Genomic DNA, 25,705 nt, shown 5'->3' with positions numbered 1-25,705 from the left:
ACCAACGCGAGCTTCACCTGCAGACGTTATATCATCCGAAGTTTTCAATTTTTGCTTCGTCAGGATTGACATCAGCGGTCTCAAGCGCATCAGTTGCTGCCGTGATGAAGTCTTCAAACCCATAAACAAACGGTTGTTCTGCTGGTTTTCCAGTGATGATATCAGCAACCGCGTCGTTGAATTCAGGTGGGACAACACCTGATTGGCTGTCAGATGCGGTAGTAAAGATCGTGATATCATTCCCTGAATCCGCAAGTGCATTTAATCGCGTTCGATGTGCTGGGGTGGCTGTCTCAGAGACATAAATAATCGCAACCTCCTGTCCAGCTGCATCCGCTGCATCACCAATCCCAACCGCGGGACCAATTCCAGGTCCACCAGCAAGCACAACAGCACGATTTGAATTTTCATAATAATGCTGTCCAAATGGTCCAGCAATGGATAGCTCCGACCCAGATTCAATATCACCGAGATACTGACTAAATGGTCCTGAATCTGATGGGTCGATACCAACAGTAATTTCGATAGTATCGTCAACATCAGGTGATGAGATAGTGTAAAATCGTGAGTACTCTTCGTCATCAATGGTTGCTGTAACCCGAAGAAATTGTCCCGGTTCCGCAGTGAGCGCCGATGGCGACTGCATAGTGATTGCAACTGTCTGTGGACCAACAGACTGAGTCTCTTCAACAATGACTGTTTCTTCCATGATAGCTTATCGGTCCCTAAGAGAAAGGGTCTTACTTTCTCGATTGGCGACATTGCTAGTCAGTGAGATATCGTTTAAGATATACTATTAATTAATAATCCTAATATTTTCTCAAGAATAATTTCTTTTGGTAAGATAATATTGAACTACTGTTTGAAATAATTTTAGGGATACGTGATTTGATAACCGATGTTTATTGAATTATTCATGGGTTTTTCAGAAGGTTTTTCTCTCGGTCTAAACTATATTACATATATATGCCCGCGGACTTTAACTGGGCCATTGGCGGCGAAGCCGGTGATGGCATCGACTCGACGGGGAAGATCTTCGCTCAGGCACTCTCGCGTGCGGGGCGACACGTGTTCACCTCGAAGGACTTCGCCTCCCGCATCCGTGGGGGCTATACAGCCTACAAGGTACGGACTGCTGTCGATTCAGTGCAGAGTGTTGTAGATAGACTTGATGTATTGATTGCATTGACGCCACGCACAATCGATGAAAATCAGGATGAACTCCATGAAGGGTCCGTCATTATCTATGATGGTGAGCGAACAACAATGGAAAACGTTGAGATTCCGGATGGAATGGTTGGTCTCGACGTCCCGTTAAAACGGTTAGCTGAGGAAGCCGGCGGTGCGATTATGCGTAATGTTGTTGCGTTGGGTGCTGCGTGTGAAGTTGCAGACTTCCCGATTGAAAATCTTGATAGCGCACTTGAGAAACGCTTTGGATCAAAAGGGCAGTCACTCGTTGAGAATAATAAAGAAGCTGCACGAAGCGGGCGCGACTACGTCGGCACAGAGTATAATAAAGCGTTTAATTATAATCTTGAAACAACAGATGCCGATTATATCCTACTAAATGGCGATGAAGCCATCGGAATGGGAGCCATCGCTGCAGGGTGTAAATTTTACGCTGGATATCCAATCACGCCGGCAACGCATGTGATGGAATATCTAACAGGTCGAATTGAACAATTTGGTGGACACGTTCTTCAGGCAGAAGATGAACTTTCAGCTATCAATATTGCATTAGGTGCTGCACGTGCTGGTGCACGAGCAATGACAGCCACATCAGGTCCCGGAATTGATCTGATGACAGAAACATTTGGACTTATCGGAACCTCTGAAACCCCGCTTGTCATCGCCGATGTGATGCGGTCAGGTCCATCAACTGGGATGCCAACTAAGCAAGAACAAGGCGATCTGAACATGCTATTGTATGGGGGACATGGTGAGATCCCTCGATTTGTCCTTGCACCGACCACAATTGCTGAATGCTTCTGGAAAACAGTTGAAGCATTCAATCTTGCTGAAAAGTATCAAACGCCAGTATATCTCGCGGCTGACCTCGCAATGGCAGTGACAGAGCGGACATTCCCACCAGAAGCCTTCGATATGGATGCTGTTGAGATCGAACGTGGGAAAGTCGTTGATGAATCTACAGTTGACCAGTGGCAGAATGAAAAATCACAGTTCCAACCACATGCACTCACCGATGATGGAATTTCACCACGAGCGTTCCCTGGAACAACCGGCGGCGCGCACATGTCAACAGGGCTTGAACATGATGAACTCGGTCGTCGAACTGAGGACACAAATATGCGGGTTGAGCAGGTGGACAAACGGACGCGGAAAGTTCAAACAGCACGTCGCGAAGAGGATCTGGCACCTCGATCGTTCGGTGATGAAGATGCTGCAAATCTTGTGATATCATGGGGGTCAAATGAGGGAGCAATGATTGAAGCAATAGATATCCTTGATGATCGGGATATTGATATTCACTTCCTGTCGGTGCCATATCTGTTCCCACGGTATGATCTCACAGAAGCTATTGAGACAGCTGAGATTGTTATGGCAGTAGAGTGCAATGCAACCGGACAGTTCGCTAATGTGATTGAACACGATACACTCTCACGCGTCAATCGTGTCAATAAATACGATGGCGTGCGATTCAAGGCAGACGAACTTGCAAATAAGATTGAACAGACGATTGATACCGCGAGCAGAGCAGAAGCAACCGAAGAAACAGAGACAACGGAGATAACTCAATGAGCTCAGACGTTCGTTTCACTGATTTTAAATCGGATAAACAACCGACATGGTGTCCTGGCTGCGGTGACTTTGGGACTATGAACGGGATGATGAAAGCATTAGCGAACACCGGTAATAACCCAGATAACACCTTTATCGTGGCTGGGATTGGATGTTCAGGAAAGATTGGGACGTACATGCATTCATACGCCCTTCATGGTGTTCATGGTCGAGCACTTCCTGTCGGAACAGGTGTCAAACTCGCAAACCCTGAGTTAGAAGTGATGGTCGCCGGTGGTGATGGTGATGGATACTCAATTGGTGCTGGTCATTTTGTCCATGCTGTTCGACGAAACGTCGATATGTCCTACATTGTCATGGATAATCGAATCTATGGACTGACAAAGGGTCAAGCATCGCCTACATCACGTGAAGATTTTGAAACATCAACAACACCAGAAGGTCCACAACAACCGCCGGTCAATCCGCTTGCTCTCGCGCTTGCCTCAGGGGGAACATTCATCGCTCAGTCCTTCTCAACGGATGCTCAGCGGCATGCAGAAATTGTTCAAAAAGCAATTGAACATGATGGATTCGGGTTTGTCAATGTGTTTAGCCCATGTGTTACGTTCAATGATGTTGATACGTATGATTACTTCCGCGACAGTCTCGTCGACGTTGCAGAATCAGGGCATGACCCGACCGATTATGATGCTGCAAAAAGCAAGATCTTGGATGCCGAAAAAGAATATCAAGGCGTGCTCTGGCAGAACGAGTCAGCGGTTGCATACGATAAGAAACATAATGTAAACCAGGATATGTCAACGGTTGATTCGGGTGCACCTGACGGTGCAATGGATCTTGTTCGCGAGTTCTATTGAGAATCGCATAATCACAGCTACTGTTTCCGATTGCTTTTAACATCCAGGAAGCACATTTTTCTGTATGCCAACTGAAGCCTACGATATTGTCGTCGTCGGTGGGGGAACCGCAGGGACATTCGCTGCGGCGACGGCAGCGTCGGAAGGGCTTGACGTCATCATACTTGAACGAAAATCTGCCGACGAAGCGGGTCATATCGCGTGTGGAGATGCGATTAAGGGGACCAGCACATTCCCAGATGTTATTGATCGAAACTATCTCAAATCAGAGTCATTTACCAACCAACGTATCCAGCGAGCTGTATTTGAGAACCCCCGTGGAGGGAGTGTTGATATCGACTTCGCCGATAACGGGGCTGTTCTTGATCGAAAACGATACGGAGAAGTGCTTATCGAAGAGGCTGAACGAAGCGGTGCAGATATTCAGTATAACACTGTTGTACAAGACATTTCTCAGGCTGATGATGGAACCGTTACGGGGGTCCATGCGACACGGAACGGAACAACATATACATATAAAGCGGATATCACCATCGACGCCGCCGGTGCGTTATCTATTCTTCAGGATAAAACTGATTTTACCGGAACATACTTTGACACAAATGTCTCATACTCGCAGTTTTGTTCAGCATATAGAGAGGTGCTTGAGGTCCCGGATCCAGTGGAATATGATGACGCAATTGTATTCAAACCCACAGACGAACTTGGGTATCTTTGGTACTTCCCTCGAACAGCAACAGAAATAACGTTGGATTAGGGTTTCAGATGACAGAAGACCCTATGCAACTTGTTGAAACGCTTAAACGAGATATCATGACACGACCAGAGTTTAAAAATGCAACTGTCAAAAGCAAACTTGGCGCCTCACTCCCAACTCGACGCCCGTATGACTCTGCAGTTGCCGATGGGTTTCTTGCAGTCGGTGATGCTGCTGGACATGTGAACCCAACAACCGGTGGCGGGATTCCGGGTGCTGCGAAATCTGCGCACTGTGCGGCGTCACATGCTGTCGATGCAATCAGTGAGGGAGATGTTTCTGAATCACAGTTGTGGGAGTACAATACTGACGTGATGACAAGCTTTGGAAAACGGTTTGCAGCGGTTGATTTGTATAATCTCTGGGGAACCGCGCGTAATGTTGATGAGATTGTTGAGATTGTTTCTGCTGTCCCTGGTCAACAACTCGCTGATGCACTCAGTAAAGGAACATCAAGTATGAGTCTGAAACTGAAATTAAAGACCCTTGTCGATACATTCGGTCATTGGGATGCACTGTATGAACTATATAAAGTAAGTCGCCGTGCAACAGAGATCACCCAAGTTTATAATGAATATCCGGAATCACCATCAGAATTCAAACACTGGCAGACCAACCGTGATGAACTAATGGAAGAATTCTATGATTTCACTGGCGCAACGCAAAAATATTGACTCATAGAAGACCTACAATCAGTCTCTGCAGTGGTCGCCTGACATGAGACACATTTGATTTTTTACGCTAATCAATTTCATCGATCAACTCATAGAGAATGTGAGATAACCAGCAACCCACCTGAAGTACCTCGGGGGCAAGCCCCAAGCCGAAACTTCGCTGTGTCGAGCCCACTACCCCAACAAGGGAATGTCAGTCAATTCCTCCCGACCTCTCCTTTCTCTGTAAGGAATCGGCTGGAAGTTACACCCGAACACACCGCACTGCACCGCGAAGCGTCCGTGTGGGAGTGGGAGTCAGTTACTGTCACTCCGCCATGGCCCGTCGAAACCCCCGTCCCCGTCGCACCGCCAGTGGCGGATGGTGAGAGGGGCCACAGTTCCGGACTACCGCAGCAGTAGATGTCGGTAATCCGTCTGTGAGTTTTTTTGACTGTGCTTTCGTGAGTTATGTAGCGTCATCACTGTGTATATCGGCTTCACCCTCTCGGTCTCGGGGTCATATCAGTACAGTATCAAAGCCCCGACCCCGACCCCGAGTCACTCGCCTTGTTTATCTGTAGAATAGCGAGAGAGCTAATATAACAGGTCCTTCAGATATCACAATAGCTTTTGCATACACCTCCCACTGGTTCGATACGATGGCACAGCAGTCACCGACAAGCTCACTTGCTCCGACAGCCGATGAAATGCCCCTTCTCGGGCTTGGGACATGGGAAAATGATAATCCATCAGAATGTGCGGATGCTGTCAAGACAGCACTTGAGATGGGATATCGACATATAGATACTGCACAGGCATACGGTAACGAGGCAGATGTTGGTCGAGGGATCGCTGCTGCTGACGTTTCTCGAGAGGAGATATTTATTGCAACGAAAGTTTGGATTAACAAACTTGGATACGACGATGTCCTGAAGTCAACGCAAAGAAGTCTTGAAAAACTTGGAATTGATACTGTTGATTTGCTGTATGTACACTGGCCAAGTGATACATATGATCCGGTAGAAACGTTTCGGGCGCTTGATCAACTTGTCGCAGATCAGAAAGTCGACCGTGTCGGGATTAGTAATTTTGAACCGGATCAGGTCGATACGGCGATCGAGCAGGCGAACACATCAATATTTGCAAATCAGATTGAAATTCATCCCCTTTTACCACAAGAAGAGTTACGAGATCACTGCAGAGAGCGCGATATTGAACTTGTCGCATACTCACCGTTAGCTCGCGGTGCGGTATTCGATGTCCCAGAGATTACTGCGGTCGCCGGTACTCACGATGTGAGTGAGGCACAGATTGCGCTAGCGTGGCTTCGTGAAAAGGGAATCACAGCGATTCCAAAAGCCGTTGGACACGATCATATTCATGATAACTGGGCATCACTTGATCTGAAACTTACGACATCAGAAATCGAACAAATTGATTCAATCGAACGAACCGACCGACGTGTTGACCCACGCTTTGCACCATGGTAATAGAGCTTGTCTAATAACATAGTAAAGAAATGTGAGATAATATATTGTCCTGTTTTTTTGAATGTGATAATCAGAAACCGATTTGTTGTCTCAGGTGCGATGTTAATATATGAAATTTAACCGTGGTATAACAGGTGGTGCTTTGATTGGAATTGTTGGACTTGGGACAGCAGCATTAATTCTAACTGAGATGATGCCGGCACAGATTATATTGATGATGGTGACTCCTTCGATGCTCGTGTTTGGGCTTCTTTGTCTGGTAATCGGTGTGAAACACGGTGAATATCGAACAGCCACCAGATGAGATGATTACCAGAATATGTGGGAGAATGCCCCTTCCTCTATGGAGTAACGCAACAGAGTGAGTAACGCAGTAGGGAGGGGATGAATCCCACTAACATAAACCAAAATATAAACCAAAAACACGGAAAACAAACACGACAACCGTCATAAAATAGTAGTCCTAAATTCAGCATATAACGATGGAATATGCATATCGCTTCCAAGCTTATCCTGATCGAACAGGAGTCACCTCGGAGATCGAACAGCATCTCGACATCCATCGCCAAGCCTATAATCACACCCGATACGAATATAACAACAAACAGAATCAATCCAACATCGGGAGTGCATACAAACATCAAAAACGACTCACTGACTGGAAAAGAGAGTTCTCAGTATTTAGCAAGGTTCACTCCAAAGCCCTTCAGAAAACCGTCGAACGATTCTATGACAACCTTTCTAATCTCAGCAAAAGAAAGGATAAAGACTACAAGGTTGGTGAGTTGAAATGGAAGTCGCCAAGAGATTATCAGAGTATCACGTATTCGCAGTCTGGCTTCGAACTCAAAAACACGAGTGGTCAAAAAACGAATACTGCAACACTCTGGCTCTCCAAGATAGGCGATATTCCAATCCGCTATCATCGACCTGTTCCAGACCACGCTACCATCAAAGAAGTAACCCTGAAAAAAGAGACAACAGATGAATGGTATGTCTCGCTTTCTGTTGAAGTGGAAGACGAGCGAGTTCCGAACAAAACACCTGCTAAGGAGCTTGAATCCGATGATTGCATCGGAATAGACCTTGGAGTTCTCAACTATATCCACACGAGTGACGGAGTTTCCGTGGATGGACTCGACTCAGAAGACCAGTACGAGCGGCTTGAAAGAGAACAACAGAAACTCTCCCGAAAGCAGAACGGTTCGAACAACTGGGAGAAACAGCGAAAGCGAGTTGCCAAGATTAAGCGTCATATCCGACGTAAGGTACTGGATTTCCAGCACAAGATCACCTCTTGGCTAACGACAGAGTACGAGGCTGTGTTTGTCGAGGACTTGGACGTGAAACCTATGATGGAACAGTCGCATAATGCTCGGAATAAGCAGGATGCTGCGTGGAGTCAGTTTATCGACCTACTCGAATACAAGGCTGATTTAAATGGGTGTTATATCGAGAAGGTCAAACCCGAAGGCACATCGAAGGTGTGTTCTGAGTGTGGTGCAGAGTCCGACAAGCCTGTCTGGGTTAGGGAGCATTCCTGCCCAGCGTGTGGTTTTGAATTGGATAGGGATTGGAATGCTTCTATTAATGTGTTAGAGCGTGGTTTGGAGTTGCTTGGCGATAGGTTAGGGCTGGGACAGTCCGAAGTAGAACGCCTGATGGAGACTGGTCTCCCTGTGGGGAAGATTCGCAGTGAATCAGTACCTGCAAAGACCGTCGTTGAAACAGGAAGCCCGTGTGAGAACAAGGGAAGCCCCATCCTCAAGTCAGGAACCGAGACAGCTGTCTCGGTGAGTGACTAGGGTGGGGTAGTTCACTCGATAGCGAACGGTGAGATTCCCCCGTCGGTCAAATGTCAACAACACGTCTGAGTAAAGTTTCATACAGTGCGACTTCAGGCTCGTTCTCAAATGGAATCTCCCACTCGGTGATACGTTTTCATAAGTTGAGACTGATCTCACTTTGAAACGACTCACCATCTATCGATATTCAAGATGGATCCTCCTGATTAAGTAAGTCGGTGACTACATATATGGCTACACTTGAGCGTTAGTGTTGTGTGAGGTCATCATCCGTCTGATTATTAACACTCGCTGCGATGCGCACACCGATAATACTGATAATGATGCCAACAATAATGAATGTCGCCAGCCGTTGCTGTGGCGTTATGATATAATCAAATATCTTCGGAGTGGCAAGAATAGCTTCGCGTTGAAGAAACCATCCAGCAAACCCACGAACGACGAATCCGAGCGCAACAACTCCAAATGGAAGATTCAAATACGGCGTGGTAATACGATCACTCTCAATAAATTCATCAAGCAAGCGACCGGCACTGACAGTGAGCGCCGCAAGGGCAAGCCACGGAATCGCACTGTAGACAAACTGCACCGATTGGACAATGACAGAATCAGCATTGACTGTGGTTGGAATGGCAAGCGCACCAAGAAAAATGCCCACAAGTGCAAGTCCAACGCCAACCGCATACGTCACAACTGAGACACGACCGGAGTAAAGCGCTGTTTGGACCTGTTCTGGCGCTTCCTCAAGATACTGGTCGATTGCAAGCCCCTTATATAATAATACAGCACCAAGAAGTGCAGTCAATCCGGCAAATGCAATTGCTGGGGGAAACTGTGTCAGAAGAATAGGTAGAAATAGTAGTGTTGTACCAAGCGGAACAAGCACTGTTGTGCGGAGTTCTTCATCAGCGAGGAACTGTTTGAGCAGATAATATGTTGATTGGATATCATGAGCCTGTCTGACTACGACACGATCAACTGAATCAACACGGATTCGACTCTCAATTACTGGTATAACTTGTTCATCGTTCGCAGAGTCAATGACCACAATTGCTGAGTCTGCACTATATCTATCAACAAGGGTATCTAACTGCGCCGCAAGCGAACGATCAGCACCGACGAGAGAACCGCTCCCTCCAGAGACAACCGCTACTGTTGAGTCTGTATTGCTACCCTGGAGACCCTGAGTCACGCGGAGTGCCTCAAGAATGCAATTAACACTTGAATCCTCCGGGTCAACGAGCCCTAGTTCTGTTACTAACGACTGAACAGCCTCCCATCCAACAATAGGAGTCTCAAGATCTGCAACACGACCGACGTCATCTGACCGGTCGACACAGAGAACCAGCGTGCTCACATATTCGTTATTGGTATAGAATGGTATCTATCTTTCCTCGAAACATGACTATATCCTCAGTTATACTCAGTAATAATGATTTTTTGATGATTGCAGATTAATGGATTTTATTGGTATTTTTGTTTATAAATATCAAGTGGGTTCAACAGATATCTCGTATGTTACACATTAGATGATCAGCTATGTATATTTAATCTGAGTATTCGAGCACACATAAACAGCAAGTCCACACAAATGAAGAATGAATGGTATTACTTATGCAGTGAAATAAAAAGGTAGTTTATGATGAGAGCGGTAGAGTACCGAGCCCAGTTATTTGTGCTCGCTGTGATGTGTTATCAGCATTACTCAGTGCTACATCTCATTCGCATATCAAGATGTGTTATCTCTAAATTGTGGTTTAAAAACGTATCCCTACTGAATATAATAACGTTTAGAGTAGACCCGTCTTCTGTAATTTCATCAGATCCTCAGTGTCGAGAGTTTCGCCTTCTTTGAATTTCTGATAGATTTCTTCGGCTTCTTCTTTCGCGGCTTCGCGCTCTTCAGTACGCTCATCCTCGCGTTCTTGCTCTTCTTGCTTATCAAGTTCACGAAGGCGTTTCTGTACGCGAACGAATTCCTCATGATGTTCATCGGCTGTCTCCTGTGCCTCGACAAAAAGCTCATGCATAGCATCAGCTTCATCACGAATGTCGTCAGCCTCGCGATACGCCTCAATCATTTGATTATGATGTTCTTGTGCTTTATCAGCGAGTTCAGTCACCTTCTGGTGATGCTGAGAGGCTTCTGAACGGACTTCCTCAGCCTGTTCTTTTAGTTCGTCAAGTTCACCGCTATCCTCGACTTTTTCTTTTTTCTGTTGAAGTTGTTCACGCTTATCTTCAATCTTTTCGATGAGTTCACGTTCATCCTCTGAAGAGAGCACCTCAGTCTGTTGGCGGAACTCAAGATCCTCAATTTCGCCTTCAAGCTCCTCGATGTTTTTACCATCATCAAGTTCAAGATCAGATTTCATCTCCTCAACTTGATCGAATAGCTCATTCGCCTCTGCGTTGAACTCGTTTCGCTTGTCCTTATGTTCTTGAACTTGTTCGTTCAGTTCATCGCGCTGTTCGCGATGTTCTTGGGCTTCATCAACTTTTTCACGCGTTTTCGCATTTAGCTCATCGCGCAGTGAAGCTCGTTCTGAAGCCATTTGATTAAGATCATTTCGTCGGTCGCGGAGTTGCCCAGCGACCTTTATGAGTTGCCCTTTTGATCCATTATCCAGCTTGCTATCAGTGAGAGAGATGTTATCTGATTCTCTTAGTGGCTCTACATCGTGTGTTTCAAGAACGCCGTCTTTCGTTACCATGCGTAATTAAACCTCGATACCATCACCGCTCCGGACCGTGGCGACCGAGTATTGAATATGACTGTCAGTACTGAGAGTGTAATTACTGAACTGTGCAGCCCTAATTGAGTAATAAAAAATGGTCGACCTTCTGTCGGTCTGCAAACACTACTGTAAGAATTTCCGATCATTCTGCGTACTGTGCCGCCGGAACGCCGGAGACGTTCTGGTAATTCATGATATAATCCATTGATATTTAATTGCTTTGGTAACGTAGGCTTGCGAATACGTCCGTCTCAGGGCTTCAAAAGCGTGGTACAATCTAACACGGAATAGTGTGACACATATAAACAAAAGTACCCTAAAATTCAGTCATGTGAGCTAAATATACCGAGTCATACAATTTGTTCAATGCCAACCGAATCAGAATCAGAATCAGAAATAGTTCACTCAACTGAGACAAAGGAACTCTCAGAGGTTATTCACGCACAAGGTCATGCAAACGTTTCTGCGGAGCACGCAAGCACACTTGAGATAACAAGTGATGATTGGCTCACGCCCGCCGGTGACTGCATTCTCGGCGTTGAGGCAGATCGGGTTCCGACTGATTTCGACACTGAATTCATTCGAGCTTGTCAGAGTCCGGATGCGAAAATAACAGCAACAATTACAGTTGAGTCTGAGACAACTGGAACATACACTGAGAGAATAATTGGATCCGGAAGTCCAGGGTTAACGTTCGATAATGAGCGGAGCCACGTCGCCCGTACAAGCACATATACTGATGATCGAACGGTACTCATTGGGGGCGATCTCGCTGCTGCAGATATTGATCGAAATATGATTGATGCACTGACTACGGGTGCTGATCTCACATTACGACTATCAGTCACCGTCCAAGCAGATTAGTTGATTCTCATAATCACGAAGTGAAAGCCAAACCTGATATCCAGACCTTACACCCTCTCAACTTTTTTAGATATTTATACGGAACACTGACACTCTTCACCGGTTCATGTTTGAGGGTACGCTTTCCAACGCGGGGACTCTGCAAATCGAGTGTTACTCAGTGTATATGTTAGAAGATATGAATAACACAGTTACCGAAGAAGAGTTAGGGCTGGGACAGTCCGAGTACAGTGGTAATACAATGTCTGTGGAGGCTGGTATCCCTGAGGGTAGTCATCACCGTGATGGACTGCTTTCAGATACTGCCCTGCCGTAGAAGCAGAAAGTCGAATGCGAGAGCAGAGAAGAGAAGCCAAGCCCTGTCCTCAAGGAAGCCGTCGCAGACGGCTAAGTAGGTCAGGGTAGTTCACTTGATAGACTGCTGTGATTCGAATCAATTGAACTACGACGGTGAGTATAATGAAGATCTCCGGTGTGAATCCAATATAAATTTGATAGCTGAGAAGTGAACAAAGACATGACAATGTGATGACTCCACAGCATAATCTTAACCATGATAGAACTGGCGGCGGGAACTCATAATATCAACAGCAGTTGAATATCGGAGGCGTCACAGCACTACCAACTGGCATATACACAAACAGGATTAAAAGAGATTTTAGATTACTCTATTATCTGTAAACGACCACGGGTCGGGTGACCCGTGGAACTCTCGCTGAAATATTTAGACCACTTCATATGTGTGGGTACAGACGCTTCGTAGACTGTCTGGATGGTTAAATCAGACAGTATCATCAGCCTCAGATTCAATATCAAAGCTAGCCTCATCTGTCTGCTCAAGTTCGGTTGCGCCAGTGAGGACAGCACAGAGTTCATCAAGAACAGCGTCTGCACTCGCAAGATTTGTCGCAAGCGGGACATCATGGACATCACATAATCGAAGGAGGGCAGTGATATCTGGTTCATGAGGCTGTGCAGTCAATGGATCTCTAAGGAAGATGACGCCACTGCAGGTACCGCTTGCAATTTCAGATCCAATCTGCATATCACCACCAATCGGACCTGACTGTTTTCGCTCGATTGCAAGCCCAGTGGCTTCTTTGATTCGTTTCCCAGTTGTCCCAGTTGCCATCAGCTCAAACTGCTCAAGATCATCTCGACGGTCGCGAGCAAACTCGATAATGTCAGGTTTCTTTTCATCATGAGCAATTAATGCAAGACGCATACTCATAATGTACTCTGTAATATTAAGAATGTTAGCAGCTCAAAGTAATAGTATCTACCAGAAAGTCAAAACTAAACACGCTAATTCATATTTTTCCGTGCACAAATATATTGAGAGTATGAACAAAGCCACTGAGTAGAAAAGATATGTTGCTTTATTTTAACCTATTACTAAGCCGGTGGTTTTCGGCGTTAAGTCCCGGTCTAGCCGCAGATGAGCAGCAAAGAGGAAAGGTGATTTATGATGAAGAACGAATTTCAGCATCAACAAGCTCTGCAGCCTGATTGAGAGCACCAACGGAAGTGAGATGACCTGCGCCGACGGATGCTTTCATCGCTTTTGCTGCAGAGCCGGTAAGGACTTCGGGACCGAGTTGTGCAATAGTATCATCACCAACGGTTACGATCCATCCCGGCACCTCAAACCGATATGGATCTAGACGCGGTTCAAATCCATTTCCACCGCTGGTGTCATACTCAACGAGTCGAGAAATATTATCCGCAGCAGTGCGAGCCTCTCGGAGAGCTGCCGCGGCTGAAGCTGGTATTGGTTCACCGTCAGCGTCGACTCCACGACCAGCATCACCAATAATAAACGTTCGCGACCCAGCGCGAAGATCGCTTTTGACCGGTGGACGATCCTTATCCATTGCATCAGTTCCACGAATGCCACCGGTCCAGACAAATACATCAGCTGCGAACGCACCAATGTCGGTTTCGACGACATCTTCACGCGCACGCTCAACTGTCGTTTTCGTTGAAATGTTCACATTATTGTCGGTGAGTGCGTCACTGACAGCATGCTGAAAATTCTCTGGAAAGTTGGATGCGATAGTTGGTTGTTGTTCGATAAGTGTAATATCCGCTTGAATACCAGTTTCACGTGTTAGTGCCGCGATTTCACCAGCAACCTGTACACCTGATAATCCTGCCCCACCAACAACAATATCGACAGGGCTAGAGCTGTCTTCATCTGCTATATTGGATTGAGCTGAATGGGTATCAGAGCTCGATTGTTGCTGAGAGTCTGGTACGTCTCTCAGTGAAGCCTCGGTCGTGACACCTGCAGCGTCAAACAATGCTTTACGAATTGTTAGTGCGTCTGTAATTGTGCTCAGTGGGAGTCCATGCTCTGCAACGCCAGGAATAGCATAGTCAGCAGTGACAGACCCAAGACAAACTGCAGCACAATCATACTCGTATCTCATACCGGTGTGGAGATGTGCTGTTTGTGTATCAATATCGATATCTTGGACATGAGCTGTCTGGACAGTCGCACGGTCAAAGAGATCGATAAGTGGAACTTCAATAATATCTGCGACATGAGGTCGGCGGATGACACGATGAACCTCATGTTTGAGGAGATGTGTTTCGGAATTATCGATGACAACTAATTCAATATCTGAACTAAGTGATGATTCAAGCTGTTGAGCGAGTGTCACGCCAGCATATCCAGCACCAAAGACAGTGACGTTCATATTGACATAACGGGTTCAAGTGTCATAGACCGACCGATGATTTAGATCTCAGTCAGACTGTGTAGAAATCCAATTTTTGTATTGCTGGGATTCATACCCATCTGGTCGCGAACCGATTGACCACGTGAGACTACACTGACCAAAGTAATTAGAATAATGAATCCTTCGCAGGGAGGACTTCCGCTGGTCCACCAACACTCCAAACGTCGGTTTCAACACCGATATCGGCAATTGCAGATTCAACAGTATCTGCGTGTGTAGCGGTTGTGTTCACATAGACACTTGCACCAGTGTCAGTTGAAAAGTAAACTGGGATTGAGTCGCGCTCACGAAGTTCACGAACAGTGTTGAACACTGCAATTGTTTGTGGCTGCCAATAGACCCATCCAGCAGGACCGGTCATTGTCGTTGCTGTAAGTGAGAGTGAGTCGTGTTCAGCCAACTCAAATATCCGATCAAAATCACCATCATACAGTGCATCACGCATCGCGTCGATTTGATGATGAACATGTGCCAAACGCGCATCGAACATATGACTCTGTGCAGCTTCACGATGTGCTTCCTCAGTCTCTTTATACGCTGGAACGTGTGCTGCGACTGTTCGAACTGTTGAATCAAGGTTAGTTTCAATACGTTCAGCATGACAATCGGTATCATTCATACCAGAGTATAACTGTGAGAATGCACCGGTCACAGCACGAGCAGCGGATGATGACCCTCGTCGAGCGATTGCTGAGATTTCTGGACGGGTGAGTTCCTCTCCAGCAGCGGTCACAAGTGCCATCGCCGCCGCTGCAAATCCAGATGAAGAAGATCCGAACCCAATATTTGAGGGAAACGAATTCTCGGAGACTAACCGAACAGGGTCACGGATTCCAGTTCGCTCACGAACATGATCTACAACGGCATCAATCCGTTCTACTGCTCGCCCCTCAACGCGTTCATTATCGACTATATACACGTCCGTAGAAGCATCAGATTGGAATTCAACGGTCGTTGTTGTTGCACTTGGTGCTGTACAAACACTGATGCTGTCATGATATGGATAACGGTTATTATTATCTCGCATTCCATGATATTTAATCAGTCCCTGTATTGGGTGGGCACGTGCAGTTGCTTTCATACCAACAGGGCGGAGAGACGCGAGGTTAAATATCCCGATACCAATGAACAGAAGCAAGTACGACTCGATTACAGATATATTGCGTGTACATCGGTCAGACGGCACAAGCATGCTGTTTGTGTGATGACCCCGATACGACCGCGCGGATTGACATCCCGCTACGTTCGATTCTACTGATCAAAGATTCTGGGTCCGTTGCCTGGCGTGATATCGTTGGAGCCGTATCAGTGCATTTCTGTGCGGGTGATTGGAAACTGGTCGGTGAACTTGTCACTGAAATAAACACGAACCCGATTGGTCAGTACAACGTTGCTCGTGCTTCATTTAGTATTCGAGAGTATTTCGAGGCACTGCTCGCTGAGACGAGAGATGAGCCAAATCAAACAGTAGTTGAATCGCGCCTGATCACGTATGCTATCTTACTAGCGGATTCGGAAGTCATCAATTCCTTCAGGGTCTGTATATGATACAGAGACGTCAGAAACGTTCGCATTAGGGCTTCCAGTATGACACCATTCAATGAGCGAATCAACCGCAGATTCAGCCCCCTCAAAAACTGCTTCTACACGGCCATCATCGAGATTCCGTACCCATCCTTTGACACCACGCTCGCGAGCTGCATCACGGGTTGATGCACGGTAGTAGACCCCTTGAACGGTTCCAGAAATAAACACATGCGCTCGTGTTCGAGTTTCACTCATTATATTGATACACCACTAGCAGTCAGATTATTCTGTCGCTCAATTGGACTATTACCTGTCGAGATGGATATATGAGCAAGACACTCATCATCGGAAGCGTGGGTTGAATAACTGATAGGCTAATGAGTAAATAATATGGGTCTATTCGGAACCGCTGGGATTCGTGGTGATGTAACAACAACGGTTACACCATCGCTGGCACTGGCAATTGGGCGTGCACTTGGAGCCGATGCGGTAGCAGACGACGCTGATGTTGTTATTGGACGTGATGGACGGACGAGTGGACCGGGTCTTGCTGCTGCCGTTGAGTCCGGAGTGCTCGCAGCTGGTGCTGATGTTACCCGTGTGGGCGTTGTCCCAACACCAGCGTTGGCATACGCCTCAGAAGGGCAATACGGGGCAATGCTCACCGCATCACACAATCCACCAACTGATAATGGAATAAAACTCTTTGTGGGAGGGACTGAGTACACTCAAGAGCGTGAGGAGGTAATCGAATCGCGGATAACTGCTGAGAGTTCCCCAGTTTCCTGGCAGGGATGGGGAACAACCACCCACAAAGATATTATACCGGCATACCGGGATGCAGTGCAAACATACGCAAGTAAATATGGAACAATACCATCAGAACTTACTGTGGCTATAGACTGTGGGAACGGTGTTGGAGCACTCGCAACACCATCGATTCTTGACCGAATGGGGGCAGAAGTAGTGACACTCAATGGTAATATCGATGGACACTTTCCGGGACGAGAATCGAAACCAACGGCAGCATCATTGACAGACCTACGGGCGAGTGTAAAAAATGGACAGTATGATTTTGGAATCGGACATGACGGTGATGCTGATCGTCTTGTCATAGTCGACCACGAAGGGGCAGTGGTACACGAAGATACTATCCTCGCCATTCTCGCAGCACATTTTGTCGATGTAAGTGATGTGGTTGATCCAGTGATCATAACAACGCCAAATGCTTCATCTCGGATTGATGAACTCGTTCACGCAGCAGGTGGACGGGTTGAACGCGTTCAATTGGGGTCATTGCACGAAGGTATCATGACTGCCGAAACAGCAGGTGGAGATGTTGTTTTCGCAGGCGAACCATGGAAGCACTCACACCCGGCACTTGGTGGGTGGATAGACGCTATCGCTTCCGCAGCGGTGTTGACACGGCTTATTTCTGAGGAAGGACTTCCAGCACTTCGAAATCCGATTCGCGAACGTCCATATCGGAAAGAAAGCGTCGAATGTCCTGATGAACAAAAAACAGCGGCGATAGAGCATATTAGACAGACAGCAGCCGATACATTCCCTGATGCAGAGATCAAGACAGAACATGGTGTCCGCGCAACGTTTCCAGACAACGCATGGGCTCTCATTCGGCCATCAGGAACAGAGCCATATATTCGAGTGTACGCTGAGGCAACATCAGAAACAATTGACTCTCTCATTGAAGATGCAATAACAACTGTATCAACTGCGATTGATGCTGTTGACGATTAGGATAAATAACTGGATAAAACCGATGAGGCACGGTGTGGTCGGGTTTATAATATCAATGTTATTATTATTTTATGAACATTTCTTCGTGCTCTCTATCAGTATAAGTGATAAACAATAGTAATTGATACAATGAATATCAATAGACGGTCGATAAAAACGTAATGGTATTTTTAATAACAGTTATCCAATACAAGGAGGATACCCGCGTCTGCAGGCGCGGGAGGATGTCAATAGTGATGTCGAGGATCCAGTTGATCAAGATGATAGTCAGATGATTAAGGAATTGACTGAAAAGATATCATAGTTGATGTTAGTAGTTAATTCTATATCGGGCATCTGATGGCAACAACAAAGAGTTTTGACTGCGGGCATGAGACAAATAGCCATGAGCACTTCCCACGAACATGACATTGTCATCGTTGGAGCAGGGACGGTCGGATGCTATGCTGCAGCAACGGCTGCCGATGCCGGACTTGATGTGATTATTCTTGAGCGAAAGACCGCCTCAGAGGCAGGTCATATCGCCTGTGGTGACGCATTGAAAGGGGCAAATAAGTTTCCTGAAGCAATTCCAAAATCACAACTTGATTCAGCGTTCACCAACACAGGTGTTGATCACGGGCGATTCGAAATCCCCCAAGAGGACACCGTAGTTGAAATCCCTGTTCCGGGTGAACTTGCTGTCATTGATCGTCTTGAGTATGGTGATCGATTAATCGAAGCCGCAGAAACAGCAGGGACAACCTTCCAGTATGATACCGTTGTACAGGATGTGATTCAGAATGACAGTGGGACTGTAACCGGCGTGAAAGCAACAAACGGGAATGGTGTAACTGAGTACAATGCTGATATTGTGATTGATGGAGCAGGTGCACTGTCAATTCTACAGGATAAGGCTGATTTCAGCAACGCAACATTCGATACAAATGTTTCTTACTCCCAGTTCTCATCAGCATATAGAGAGATTATTGAAGTTGATGAGCCCGTCGAGTGGGATGATGCATTAGTATTTAAACCGACTGAACGAGCGGCTGGTTATCTATGGTATTTCCCGCGAACGAAGACAACGATTAACGCTGGACTTGGATTCCAAATGAGTGAGGAACCAATGAATCTTGTTGATGACCTTGCACGGGATCTTAGACAACGATCGGAATTTAAGAACGCGACTGTCAAAGATAAACTCGGGGCATCTCTCCCAACGCGACGACCATATGATTCCGCGGTTGCTCCTGGATTCCTTGCTGCTGGCGACGCCGCCGGACACGTAAATCCGACCACAGGTGGTGGAATTGCTGGGGCAGCATTTGCTGGAATGTACGCTGGAGAGCAGGCGGTTACCGCTATTTCTGAGGGCGATGTAAGCGAAGCATCGTTATGGGAGTACAACGAACGTGTTATGGGGGACTTCGGGACCCGATTTGCTGGATTAGATGTATATAATGTGCTTTCGACCGCAATTGACGTTGATGAGCTTATGGGGCTTATTGCATCACTTCCTGGTGAGAAATTAGCTGAAGCTCTATATTCAGGAACAACGTCGTTCAGCCCTCTATTGATCCTCAAAACGATCAAAAACTCATATGGGCATTGGAGACAGATTTTGAATTTCTATCGAACGAAGAATCTTGCAGATGATCTCATGGGGCAGTATGAGCGATATCCAAATCGTCCAGAGGCACTTGATGGCTGGAAGTCCACACGTGATGAGATAATGGATCAGATATATGATGTAACAGGGGCAGAAGTTAAATACTGAATTATTGTATTTATATATTAGTTGAAATTAATCCACAAAGTGTAGGCGTGAAGTTATTTTGTGTTGTATAAGAACCGGTGGCTGACGCTAGTTCATCTGACCAGGATTAAAGTATATTTTGAGAAAATATTATCCTTCGACCTCAGCCGCCTCCTCGATTTTCATTTCATCGAGCTTGCCAACAATATCGTTAAGTTTCTCATCAAGTTCATCAACGAACTCATGGGTTTGTTCAGTCGTGATTGCACCTTGACTAGACGGTTCTATGAGGTTTTCTTCTTCAAGAACACGGAGAGAATATCGAACCTTATGATGTGGATAGCCAGTTTCATTCGACATCTTGACGATACCGATAGGCTCACTGTCAATGACCATTCTGAGAACCTGCAAATGGCGTTCCAGCATATCTACTTCTTTTTCAAGTCTATCTATCATGTCACCTGTTAACTCGTCTGGATGAGATTTAAGTGTTGTCCTCCAGGTGTCTATATGAGCAATATACCCCATATACACGGTGTATATTTTAAATGTGTGGGTTTCTCCCCGACAAGAAACAGCAACCTTATGATTACACTGTGAATAACTGTCAAATCTGTAAAATTATTTGTGCGGCTGAACGTAGCATGGGCATATATCGCTACGGCTCATTATACTAGCGATACAGCGCGCTTGTTATTAAATAAACATAACGCGATCATTATGATGACGAGTATCATATAATTAATTGTGTGCACGCTGACGTTCGCATGGCGCTTATTCACAGACGTACCGTTAATTGTTGCTGCGAATCGTGATGAATCATATAACCGACCATCAGAGCCGCCATCAATTATGAACGACACCTATCATCCAGCAGTATTAGCACCCCGAGACTGCCGTGCTGGTGGAACGTGGATGGGGTATAATGCTGCTGGTCGTTTTGTCGGGCTTACAAACCGATGGGTGTCAGTAACATCAGACGCTGATGCTAATGATGAAACGACCAGTGATGAGCGCCGCTCCAGAGGGCAACTAGTCACTGATTTGCTCACTGAGCGTGGACCAATCGATCCGAAAGCAGCTGTTAGGACTGCAGTCACTGAGCATACATACAATGGATTCAATCTCCTCATTGCTGATGTTGGATGGAGCACCGACCGTGATCCAACGGCGGTCATGTTTGAATGGGACGGAGCATTACATACAACTCAAATTAACCCTGGAGCCCATGTTATCGTCAATGTCGGAATGGACGATACACACATTGACCCTGAAGACACAAAGCGCGATTCAACTATCGTGACAGCACAGGCAGAAAATGCATTACGGATCCGCAATGAATTGAGCGAGGGTGTTCAGACGACAGCTACTGCCGGCAAATGGCGTAATCGAGCTACAGATATTCTCGGTAATCACGAATATGGAGTCTGTGTACATAATGAATCACAGTCGTTTGGAACTGTCTCTGGATCGGTTATTACACTGGGTGCTGACGGAAGCGGTAATTATCAGTACGCCAATGGTTCACCATGCACGACGGCGTTTGAACATGTTGAGACGACCCTCAACAGCGAAAACGATCCTACTACATCGTAATACATGGAACTGATAATAAGATGCAAGGGTAGTCTGGGTAATTTACACTCACTTCAAATGAGAGCTACAAGAGTATATGATCAATAGTATTCTCGGTCAATACTATTTCAGGTCAAGTTATATTTTGAGAACAGCTCACCGTAATATCTGTAATTACGAATATGATGTCTGATATTAAATCCGTAAACCACCCCACCCTACTCAGCCGCTAGCGCGGCTCCGGTGAGGGTGGGGCTGGGGTTTCCTGCCCTGTTCTGTTTCGACAACACGCTTTCCATCCACGACGCCACAACTTCCTGACGACGTGAACACAGCGAGCGCAGTCTCGATGGGTGTTACGCCTTTGGACTGCCCCAGTCCTAGCTTTTAAAACCACGAGATAACATATTAATCGCTACGTTCGCGTCTCTATCAATCGTTACTCGTTTGATTCTGTGGTTCGGACGATTTTCACGTCTGCACCACGCCATCGTTTGGGAACGAGGACATGAGCTCCGTTCCCTGTGGCTGTCACCTCACCGTCGATAACTTCGTGACCTTCGAGTTCGTGTCTATCCACTGTCGTAGTATATACACTGTTGAAATATAAATGGGTAGATTCGCGGGCTTGTGGTGTGGGATGGCGAGAGAGCATTGTAACTGAGATGATGACGGCAGTGTATCCACATTCCTGCCCTCCGCCGCACTCGGTCGGCTTCGCCTCGCTACTTAAGAACGGAGGCAGGGGCTTACCGTCTGTGAACTGCTAAAATCAGCAAGCGCCGGCATGAATCGGTGTTCGCCATCCACATTCCGAACAACTTACCCAGTAGGTATCTGAGTCGTATTCGACTGTACTATCGCAGGATTGGCATCTGATGATATCGCTCATAGCACACGATTCGCACGCAGCCAATGTGAGGGCTTCGGTTGACGCGTGTCATTTGCCTTATGTAATGTCAACACTGCGCGCGCTCGCCAGATTTAACAGACCTGCAGCGAGTAAATAAAATATGAGTGTTGAGCCCGCTGAGGCGGATCTTTCAGAGGATGAACTCAAAGGACTCGAACTTATTCGAGAGACGAGTGGTATTCATCAAAGTGATTTCTGGAAAGAGCTTGATATTTCGTCACGTAAAGGAAGCCGAATTGCAGATCGACTTGCCACGCTAGGGTTTATTGAACGAGAAGAGACCGTTTATAATGGACATAATACATATCATCTCGAACCAGCCGCTCGCGAACTTGATTTCTCAATGCTGATGGCAGGCGATATGCTTTCACCATTCATCGGAGAAGAAGAGGTTAATCCGACCAGTGATGCCTTCTCGCAGTGGTTGATGAACCTAGCGTATGATGAGTGAACTGTCTTGACAACAATCCTTGGACTACTGTAATCTGTGGACATTATCCAGTATCAGTATAGTGAGTCCCATCATTTTGCTATTGGATCAGACTCAAAATAATTAGCATCGACCACCACTCGTGTATATCTCTAGTGACGTGTGCGGATAATGTATTGACGATTATCACCAGGACATAGAATCAACGTATACTAATTCGATGTGTCGAAGATATGTGTATAAGTACTGATAGCTACGTTTTTACTCGTTATCTGGATCTTCAGTCGCCTCAAGATCATTATCAGTGATATACGTCGAGATTTCATCGTTCGTCAATTCAATGAATTCCTCAGTATCAGTCGCAACCGTTGCAACATCAACGCCAGCAGCAGTGAGTTCATCATCATTTGAGATCGCAACTGTACGAAGTGCAAGACCAATACCTTCATTCAGGCTCAGTTCGTTAGTATAGTTCTCCTCAAGATGTTCTTGAAGATTACTCCGGTCAGCACCAATTGAGACAGCCTCCCACTCATATGGGGTTCCAGATGGATCTGTTTCATAAAGCCGTGGTGAGCCATCCTCAATACCACCGATGAGGAGTGCAACTCCAAATGGACGCGCACCACCGACTTGTGTGTACTGCTGAATATTGTCTGCCACGTTTTTAGTGAGCGTCTCAACACCAACTGGTTCACCGAACCGAAGACGATTGACTTGTGCCTGTCGACGGGCGAAGTCAATCAGTTGGCGAGCGTCAGCAACGTGACCGGCAGACGCGATTCCTACATGATCATCGGTTTTGTGTATTTTCTCGACACTTGTCGGCTCCATAAGTGGTGAGCGCGATCGTTTATCTGCGGCGAGTACAATGCCGTCAGGTGTTCGAATACCAACACTTGCTGTTCCACGTTTAACCGCCTCACGCGCGTATTCGACTTGGTAGAGACGACCATCAGGTGAGAAAATTGTGGTTCCACGGTCGTATGCCTGCTGTTGGGCTTGTCCCTGCATAGTATCACTCGAAGTCGAGTCTCGTCGCCCCCGTGAACGTATCTGTATCACAACCACTGTCAGCGCCGGTATCAGTGTTACTGGTGTCGTCTATACTGCCTGTTGCAACATCGACACATAACCCGCGAATGACAGCAGGTCGTGATTCGTTCTTGAACACGACGTTGCTCTCCTTATAACATCCGGTCCGCCCGTTCAAATACCTTTCCTCACAGGCCCGAACAGTCCCCGAGATGCCCAACACACGGATTCCGACAGCATAATCATCAATTTCGTTGATGCATGCAACTGCGGTGCGTGCGTGCGACTCTGTATCGCGACGTGTTCGGATGATTGTCTCTCCACGACCATTTGTGAATTCAAAATAGAACACTGCCAGATCGGTCTCTGCACTCTGTGTGTCACCGTAGAGATCCTGCGCTGCATACCACAACTCACGCTGGAATGTTGCCCGGTCAATACTCGCATCTGGCCACGACTCAATCACGACAGCAAGATATCGCCATCGTGGACGGAGATGTTTCGGAAGGTGTTTCATATGAGTATTAGCATGATTCGGGCAAATAAATCGCGCTTAGTAGAACAAAGTTAATAATAAATTATTGTTGCTCAGCAACAATGACACCGACCTGTTCGTGGATAAATTCGACTTCAGTGACCGCCATCCCAACATCAGTCAGTGCATCGGTAAGGATACCAACAGTTGCTGGGTCATCAACCGATGGACTGTAGAATGGTTCTTCTGGATCAGGCGATCCAAAGAACATCACATCACCAAGGACAAATCGATCGGGTTCGAGTGCTGAAATAACTGTGATTGCTTCGCGTTTTTCATCATCCGAGAGATGATGCATTGCAAAATTTGAGGTGACAATATCAACATCAGTGTCAGAGTCGAGATTTGGTTCACGGAATCGTCCTTCAGCAAACTTAATATTCTCAATGTTCTCCGCACTTGCTTTCATACGTGCCTCATCAAGCATCCCCGTGCTGATGTCGCGACCAATGACACAATCTGCTGTTGATGTGAGTTCAAATGCAATCGCTCCTGTTCCAGTACCGAGATCTAGCACAGTTTCGCGTGCTGTTGGTGCAGCATGGTCGACAACATGTCGTGCACATGCATGATATGCTTCTGAATCTTGTTCGTCATCATATGTCGATGCTGCCTCAGAGAATCGTTCAGCATGTTCATCGATTGTCTTCTTCATATCGACCATATTCAACCCCAGGGGCTATGAACGACTCGGAGCGTCGGTGTCGGTTCCGTGCGATAATCTCATTCCATCCCGTGAGCCCATCGTAGATACATGTCTCGCCAAGACCGATCTCGGCACCGACTGCGGCAAGCTCTCGTGGCGTTCGGAATTCAAGATGTGAGTTTGGGGTAGCACTGACAACATATGGCGCGTCGTAATGATCAATAAGACGTCTCAGCTTGTTGAGTCGCTTGAGATGTTTAATCCGACGCCCACCGTCGGCACGGATGGCAGGTCCAAGATTTAATTCAACCGCAACTTCGTTGCGTACAGCAGCGTTAATTAATACATGATTGATGTCTCCCATACGAGAGTTATTTGACCCAATAAATGGCTGAGTGAGTACGTCAACGCGTGGTTGCTCAACGGCAAATCGGTTTAATTTATTTGTCCCACCGCGAACGGATACAACCGTTCGCTGAGGACGCTCATTACCGAGAGCGCCGCTTGCATGCTGCGGATCGGTGCTGATAATCTCGACACCATTGACAATATCAGGCTCTGGTGGCTCTGATTGTGGCGTAGTGGATTGCAACGCCGGAATATCTGCATCTATGTGCGATTGCCCATCTGGCTCAGATTCAGATTCAGATTCAGATTCGGATTCTGGATTAGTGCTCGAGGTTGTATGCTTGTCTAAGCCACTGCTAGATGTGTCAGTTAACGCTGTTCGAATCTGATCAAAATCTGGGTCAGCATCAATAGCACGGACAACAATCCCATTATAGCCGTACTCGATAGCGGTATGTGCACACCGGGTGACCGTACTTTTGCTATCAGGATACACATAGACCGCTTCATACATAGATATCAA

The 25,705-nt window shown here is 46.5% G+C and carries 25 protein-coding genes and 1 pseudogene; 13 read left to right on the top strand and 13 right to left on the bottom strand.

Annotated features, from left to right (window positions below; all coding sequences use genetic code 11):
• Nucleotides 1–31: 31 nt before the first annotated feature.
• Nucleotides 32–709, bottom strand: coding sequence for an FAD-dependent oxidoreductase (locus J07HQW2_RS12950; protein ID WP_021056003.1), 678 nt, complete (start codon nucleotides 707–709; stop codon nucleotides 32–34).
• Nucleotides 710–966: 257 nt separating this feature from the next.
• Here J07HQW2_RS12950 and J07HQW2_RS12945 point away from each other — a divergent pair, with 257 nt between their 5' ends.
• From J07HQW2_RS12945 to J07HQW2_RS12920, 6 genes and pseudogenes are all read left to right on the top strand, one after another.
• Entirely contained in the window at nucleotides 967–2,763 is a 1,797-nt protein-coding gene (locus J07HQW2_RS12945) for a 2-oxoacid:acceptor oxidoreductase subunit alpha (protein ID WP_021056002.1), read from the top strand.
• The gene (locus J07HQW2_RS12940) at nucleotides 2,760–3,623 is read left to right on the top strand and encodes a 2-oxoacid:ferredoxin oxidoreductase subunit beta (RefSeq protein ID WP_021056001.1); all 864 of its coding nucleotides are present in this window, start codon (nucleotides 2,760–2,762) and stop codon (nucleotides 3,621–3,623) included. Before J07HQW2_RS12945 ends, J07HQW2_RS12940 begins: the two co-directional genes overlap by 4 nt.
• A 64-nt stretch (nucleotides 3,624–3,687) precedes the next feature.
• Nucleotides 3,688–5,054 (top strand): annotated as a pseudogene (locus J07HQW2_RS12935) (geranylgeranyl reductase family protein).
• Nucleotides 5,055–5,695: 641 nt separating this feature from the next.
• Nucleotides 5,696–6,526: an aldo/keto reductase gene (locus tag J07HQW2_RS12930; protein WP_021055998.1), complete on the top strand. Its 831-nt coding sequence runs from the start codon at nucleotides 5,696–5,698 to the stop codon at nucleotides 6,524–6,526.
• A gap of 109 nt (nucleotides 6,527–6,635) precedes the next feature.
• A complete protein-coding gene (locus J07HQW2_RS12925; protein WP_021055997.1) occupies nucleotides 6,636–6,830 on the top strand; it encodes a DUF7333 family protein in 195 nt (64 codons plus the stop codon).
• A gap of 178 nt (nucleotides 6,831–7,008) precedes the next feature.
• A complete protein-coding gene (locus J07HQW2_RS12920; RefSeq protein ID WP_021055996.1) occupies nucleotides 7,009–8,331 on the top strand; it encodes an RNA-guided endonuclease InsQ/TnpB family protein in 1,323 nt (440 codons plus the stop codon).
• Between the two features lie 247 nt (nucleotides 8,332–8,578).
• Here the strand turns inward: J07HQW2_RS12920 and J07HQW2_RS12915 are convergent, their stop codons facing one another.
• Nucleotides 8,579–9,688, bottom strand: coding sequence for a DUF373 family protein (locus J07HQW2_RS12915; RefSeq protein ID WP_021055995.1), 1,110 nt, complete (start codon nucleotides 9,686–9,688; stop codon nucleotides 8,579–8,581).
• A gap of 433 nt (nucleotides 9,689–10,121) precedes the next feature.
• On the bottom strand, nucleotides 10,122–11,045 hold the full coding sequence (locus tag J07HQW2_RS12910) for a coiled-coil protein (protein ID WP_021055994.1): 924 nt from the start codon (nucleotides 11,043–11,045) through the stop codon (nucleotides 10,122–10,124).
• 390 nt (nucleotides 11,046–11,435) lie between these two features.
• Between J07HQW2_RS12910 and J07HQW2_RS12905 the strand changes: the two genes are divergently transcribed.
• The gene (locus J07HQW2_RS12905; RefSeq protein ID WP_021055993.1) at nucleotides 11,436–11,933 is read left to right on the top strand and encodes a DUF371 domain-containing protein; all 498 of its coding nucleotides are present in this window, start codon (nucleotides 11,436–11,438) and stop codon (nucleotides 11,931–11,933) included.
• A 178-nt stretch (nucleotides 11,934–12,111) separates the two neighbouring features.
• Nucleotides 12,112–12,249: a hypothetical protein gene (locus tag J07HQW2_RS12900; RefSeq protein ID WP_303704133.1), complete on the top strand. Its 138-nt coding sequence runs from the start codon at nucleotides 12,112–12,114 to the stop codon at nucleotides 12,247–12,249.
• Between the two features lie 465 nt (nucleotides 12,250–12,714).
• On the opposite strand, the gene J07HQW2_RS12895 is transcribed toward J07HQW2_RS12900, so the two are convergent.
• The 3 genes from J07HQW2_RS12895 to mvaD form a co-directional block, all read right to left on the bottom strand.
• Nucleotides 12,715–13,158 carry a methylglyoxal synthase gene (locus tag J07HQW2_RS12895; RefSeq protein ID WP_021055991.1) on the bottom strand — a complete coding sequence of 148 codons (444 nt, stop codon included), beginning with the start codon at nucleotides 13,156–13,158 and terminating at the stop codon, nucleotides 12,715–12,717.
• A 238-nt stretch (nucleotides 13,159–13,396) separates the two neighbouring features.
• On the bottom strand, nucleotides 13,397–14,635 hold the full coding sequence (locus tag J07HQW2_RS12890; protein WP_021055989.1) for an NAD(P)/FAD-dependent oxidoreductase: 1,239 nt from the start codon (nucleotides 14,633–14,635) through the stop codon (nucleotides 13,397–13,399).
• A 148-nt stretch (nucleotides 14,636–14,783) separates the two neighbouring features.
• The gene (mvaD, locus tag J07HQW2_RS12885; protein WP_021055988.1) at nucleotides 14,784–15,758 is read right to left on the bottom strand and encodes a phosphomevalonate decarboxylase MvaD; all 975 of its coding nucleotides are present in this window, start codon (nucleotides 15,756–15,758) and stop codon (nucleotides 14,784–14,786) included.
• Between the two features lie 83 nt (nucleotides 15,759–15,841).
• Here mvaD and J07HQW2_RS12880 point away from each other — a divergent pair, with 83 nt between their 5' ends.
• A complete protein-coding gene (locus J07HQW2_RS12880) occupies nucleotides 15,842–16,225 on the top strand; it encodes a DUF7960 family protein (RefSeq protein WP_021055987.1) in 384 nt (127 codons plus the stop codon).
• Here the strand turns inward: J07HQW2_RS12880 and J07HQW2_RS12875 are convergent.
• Nucleotides 16,181–16,459, bottom strand: a complete 279-nt coding sequence (locus J07HQW2_RS12875; RefSeq protein WP_021055986.1) for an acylphosphatase — start codon at nucleotides 16,457–16,459, stop codon at nucleotides 16,181–16,183. The two genes, J07HQW2_RS12880 and J07HQW2_RS12875, sit on opposite strands and share 45 nt — an antisense overlap.
• A 135-nt stretch (nucleotides 16,460–16,594) precedes the next feature.
• Here J07HQW2_RS12875 and J07HQW2_RS12870 point away from each other — a divergent pair, with 135 nt between their 5' ends.
• Nucleotides 16,595–17,962, top strand: a complete 1,368-nt coding sequence (locus J07HQW2_RS12870; RefSeq protein ID WP_021055985.1) for a phosphohexomutase domain-containing protein — start codon at nucleotides 16,595–16,597, stop codon at nucleotides 17,960–17,962.
• Nucleotides 17,963–18,347: 385 nt separating this feature from the next.
• Complete coding sequence (locus J07HQW2_RS12865) at nucleotides 18,348–19,721, top strand: geranylgeranyl reductase family protein (protein ID WP_021055984.1); 1,374 nt, start codon at nucleotides 18,348–18,350, stop codon at nucleotides 19,719–19,721.
• Between the two features lie 129 nt (nucleotides 19,722–19,850).
• Here J07HQW2_RS12865 and J07HQW2_RS12860 read toward each other — a convergent pair whose 3' ends face one another.
• On the bottom strand, nucleotides 19,851–20,156 hold the full coding sequence (locus J07HQW2_RS12860; protein WP_048075679.1) for a hypothetical protein: 306 nt from the start codon (nucleotides 20,154–20,156) through the stop codon (nucleotides 19,851–19,853).
• Between the two features lie 291 nt (nucleotides 20,157–20,447).
• Between J07HQW2_RS12860 and J07HQW2_RS12855 the strand changes: the two genes are divergently transcribed.
• Nucleotides 20,448–21,296, top strand: a complete 849-nt coding sequence (locus J07HQW2_RS12855) for an NRDE family protein (protein ID WP_021055982.1) — start codon at nucleotides 20,448–20,450, stop codon at nucleotides 21,294–21,296.
• A 418-nt stretch (nucleotides 21,297–21,714) separates the two neighbouring features.
• On the opposite strand, the gene J07HQW2_RS18800 is transcribed toward J07HQW2_RS12855, so the two are convergent.
• Complete coding sequence (locus J07HQW2_RS18800; protein WP_303704132.1) at nucleotides 21,715–21,855, bottom strand: DUF2080 family transposase-associated protein; 141 nt, start codon at nucleotides 21,853–21,855, stop codon at nucleotides 21,715–21,717.
• A gap of 433 nt (nucleotides 21,856–22,288) precedes the next feature.
• Here J07HQW2_RS18800 and J07HQW2_RS12850 point away from each other — a divergent pair, with 433 nt between their 5' ends.
• Nucleotides 22,289–22,639, top strand: a complete 351-nt coding sequence (locus tag J07HQW2_RS12850) for a helix-turn-helix transcriptional regulator (protein WP_021055980.1) — start codon at nucleotides 22,289–22,291, stop codon at nucleotides 22,637–22,639.
• A gap of 240 nt (nucleotides 22,640–22,879) precedes the next feature.
• Here the strand turns inward: J07HQW2_RS12850 and psmA are convergent, their stop codons facing one another.
• The 4 genes from psmA to J07HQW2_RS12830 form a co-directional block, all read right to left on the bottom strand.
• Nucleotides 22,880–23,632: an archaeal proteasome endopeptidase complex subunit alpha gene (psmA, locus tag J07HQW2_RS12845; RefSeq protein ID WP_021055979.1), complete on the bottom strand. Its 753-nt coding sequence runs from the start codon at nucleotides 23,630–23,632 to the stop codon at nucleotides 22,880–22,882.
• Between the two features lie 4 nt (nucleotides 23,633–23,636).
• The gene (locus J07HQW2_RS12840) at nucleotides 23,637–24,170 is read right to left on the bottom strand and encodes an Rpp14/Pop5 family protein (RefSeq protein ID WP_021055978.1); all 534 of its coding nucleotides are present in this window, start codon (nucleotides 24,168–24,170) and stop codon (nucleotides 23,637–23,639) included.
• A gap of 61 nt (nucleotides 24,171–24,231) precedes the next feature.
• The gene (locus tag J07HQW2_RS12835; protein ID WP_021055977.1) at nucleotides 24,232–24,843 is read right to left on the bottom strand and encodes a class I SAM-dependent methyltransferase; all 612 of its coding nucleotides are present in this window, start codon (nucleotides 24,841–24,843) and stop codon (nucleotides 24,232–24,234) included.
• A complete protein-coding gene (locus J07HQW2_RS12830) occupies nucleotides 24,824–25,696 on the bottom strand; it encodes an RNase P subunit p30 family protein (protein WP_021055976.1) in 873 nt (290 codons plus the stop codon). Before J07HQW2_RS12830 ends, J07HQW2_RS12835 begins: the two co-directional genes overlap by 20 nt.
• Nucleotides 25,697–25,705: the final 9 nt, after the last annotated feature.

The organism is Haloquadratum walsbyi J07HQW2, from assembly GCF_000415985.1.
Taxonomy (GTDB): Archaea; Halobacteriota; Halobacteria; order Halobacteriales; family Haloferacaceae; genus Haloquadratum; species Haloquadratum walsbyi_B.
This window is presented reverse-complemented; position numbering and strand designations above follow the sequence as displayed.

Excerpts from the sequence above, each read along its gene's own strand:
- J07HQW2_RS12830 (WP_021055976.1), bottom strand. The coding sequence starts at position 25,696 with ATGTATGAAGCGGTCTATGTGTATCCTGATAGCAAAAGTACGGTCACC.
- mvaD (WP_021055988.1), bottom strand. The coding sequence starts at position 15,758 with ATGAAAGCAACTGCACGTGCCCACCCAATACAGGGACTGATTAAATAT.
- J07HQW2_RS12850 (WP_021055980.1), top strand. The coding sequence starts at position 22,289 with ATGAGTGTTGAGCCCGCTGAGGCGGATCTTTCAGAGGATGAACTCAAA.
- psmA (WP_021055979.1), bottom strand. The coding sequence starts at position 23,632 with ATGCAGGGACAAGCCCAACAGCAGGCATACGACCGTGGAACCACAATT.
- J07HQW2_RS12875 (WP_021055986.1), bottom strand. The coding sequence starts at position 16,459 with ATGAGTGAAACTCGAACACGAGCGCATGTGTTTATTTCTGGAACCGTT.
- J07HQW2_RS12890 (WP_021055989.1), bottom strand. The coding sequence starts at position 14,635 with ATGAACGTCACTGTCTTTGGTGCTGGATATGCTGGCGTGACACTCGCT.
- J07HQW2_RS12905 (WP_021055993.1), top strand. The coding sequence starts at position 11,436 with ATGCCAACCGAATCAGAATCAGAATCAGAAATAGTTCACTCAACTGAG.
- J07HQW2_RS12950 (WP_021056003.1), bottom strand. The coding sequence starts at position 709 with ATGGAAGAAACAGTCATTGTTGAAGAGACTCAGTCTGTTGGTCCACAG.
- J07HQW2_RS12910 (WP_021055994.1), bottom strand. The coding sequence starts at position 11,045 with ATGGTAACGAAAGACGGCGTTCTTGAAACACACGATGTAGAGCCACTA.
- J07HQW2_RS12920 (WP_021055996.1), top strand. The coding sequence starts at position 7,009 with ATGGAATATGCATATCGCTTCCAAGCTTATCCTGATCGAACAGGAGTC.
- J07HQW2_RS12895 (WP_021055991.1), bottom strand. The coding sequence starts at position 13,158 with ATGCGTCTTGCATTAATTGCTCATGATGAAAAGAAACCTGACATTATC.
- J07HQW2_RS12930 (WP_021055998.1), top strand. The coding sequence starts at position 5,696 with ATGGCACAGCAGTCACCGACAAGCTCACTTGCTCCGACAGCCGATGAA.
- J07HQW2_RS12865 (WP_021055984.1), top strand. The coding sequence starts at position 18,348 with ATGAGCACTTCCCACGAACATGACATTGTCATCGTTGGAGCAGGGACG.
- J07HQW2_RS12840 (WP_021055978.1), bottom strand. The coding sequence starts at position 24,170 with ATGAAACACCTTCCGAAACATCTCCGTCCACGATGGCGATATCTTGCT.
- J07HQW2_RS12900 (WP_303704133.1), top strand. The coding sequence starts at position 12,112 with ATGAATAACACAGTTACCGAAGAAGAGTTAGGGCTGGGACAGTCCGAG.
- J07HQW2_RS12940 (WP_021056001.1), top strand. The coding sequence starts at position 2,760 with ATGAGCTCAGACGTTCGTTTCACTGATTTTAAATCGGATAAACAACCG.
- J07HQW2_RS12860 (WP_048075679.1), bottom strand. The coding sequence starts at position 20,156 with ATGATAGATAGACTTGAAAAAGAAGTAGATATGCTGGAACGCCATTTG.
- J07HQW2_RS12870 (WP_021055985.1), top strand. The coding sequence starts at position 16,595 with ATGGGTCTATTCGGAACCGCTGGGATTCGTGGTGATGTAACAACAACG.
- J07HQW2_RS12835 (WP_021055977.1), bottom strand. The coding sequence starts at position 24,843 with ATGAAGAAGACAATCGATGAACATGCTGAACGATTCTCTGAGGCAGCA.
- J07HQW2_RS12925 (WP_021055997.1), top strand. The coding sequence starts at position 6,636 with ATGAAATTTAACCGTGGTATAACAGGTGGTGCTTTGATTGGAATTGTT.
- J07HQW2_RS12945 (WP_021056002.1), top strand. The coding sequence starts at position 967 with ATGCCCGCGGACTTTAACTGGGCCATTGGCGGCGAAGCCGGTGATGGC.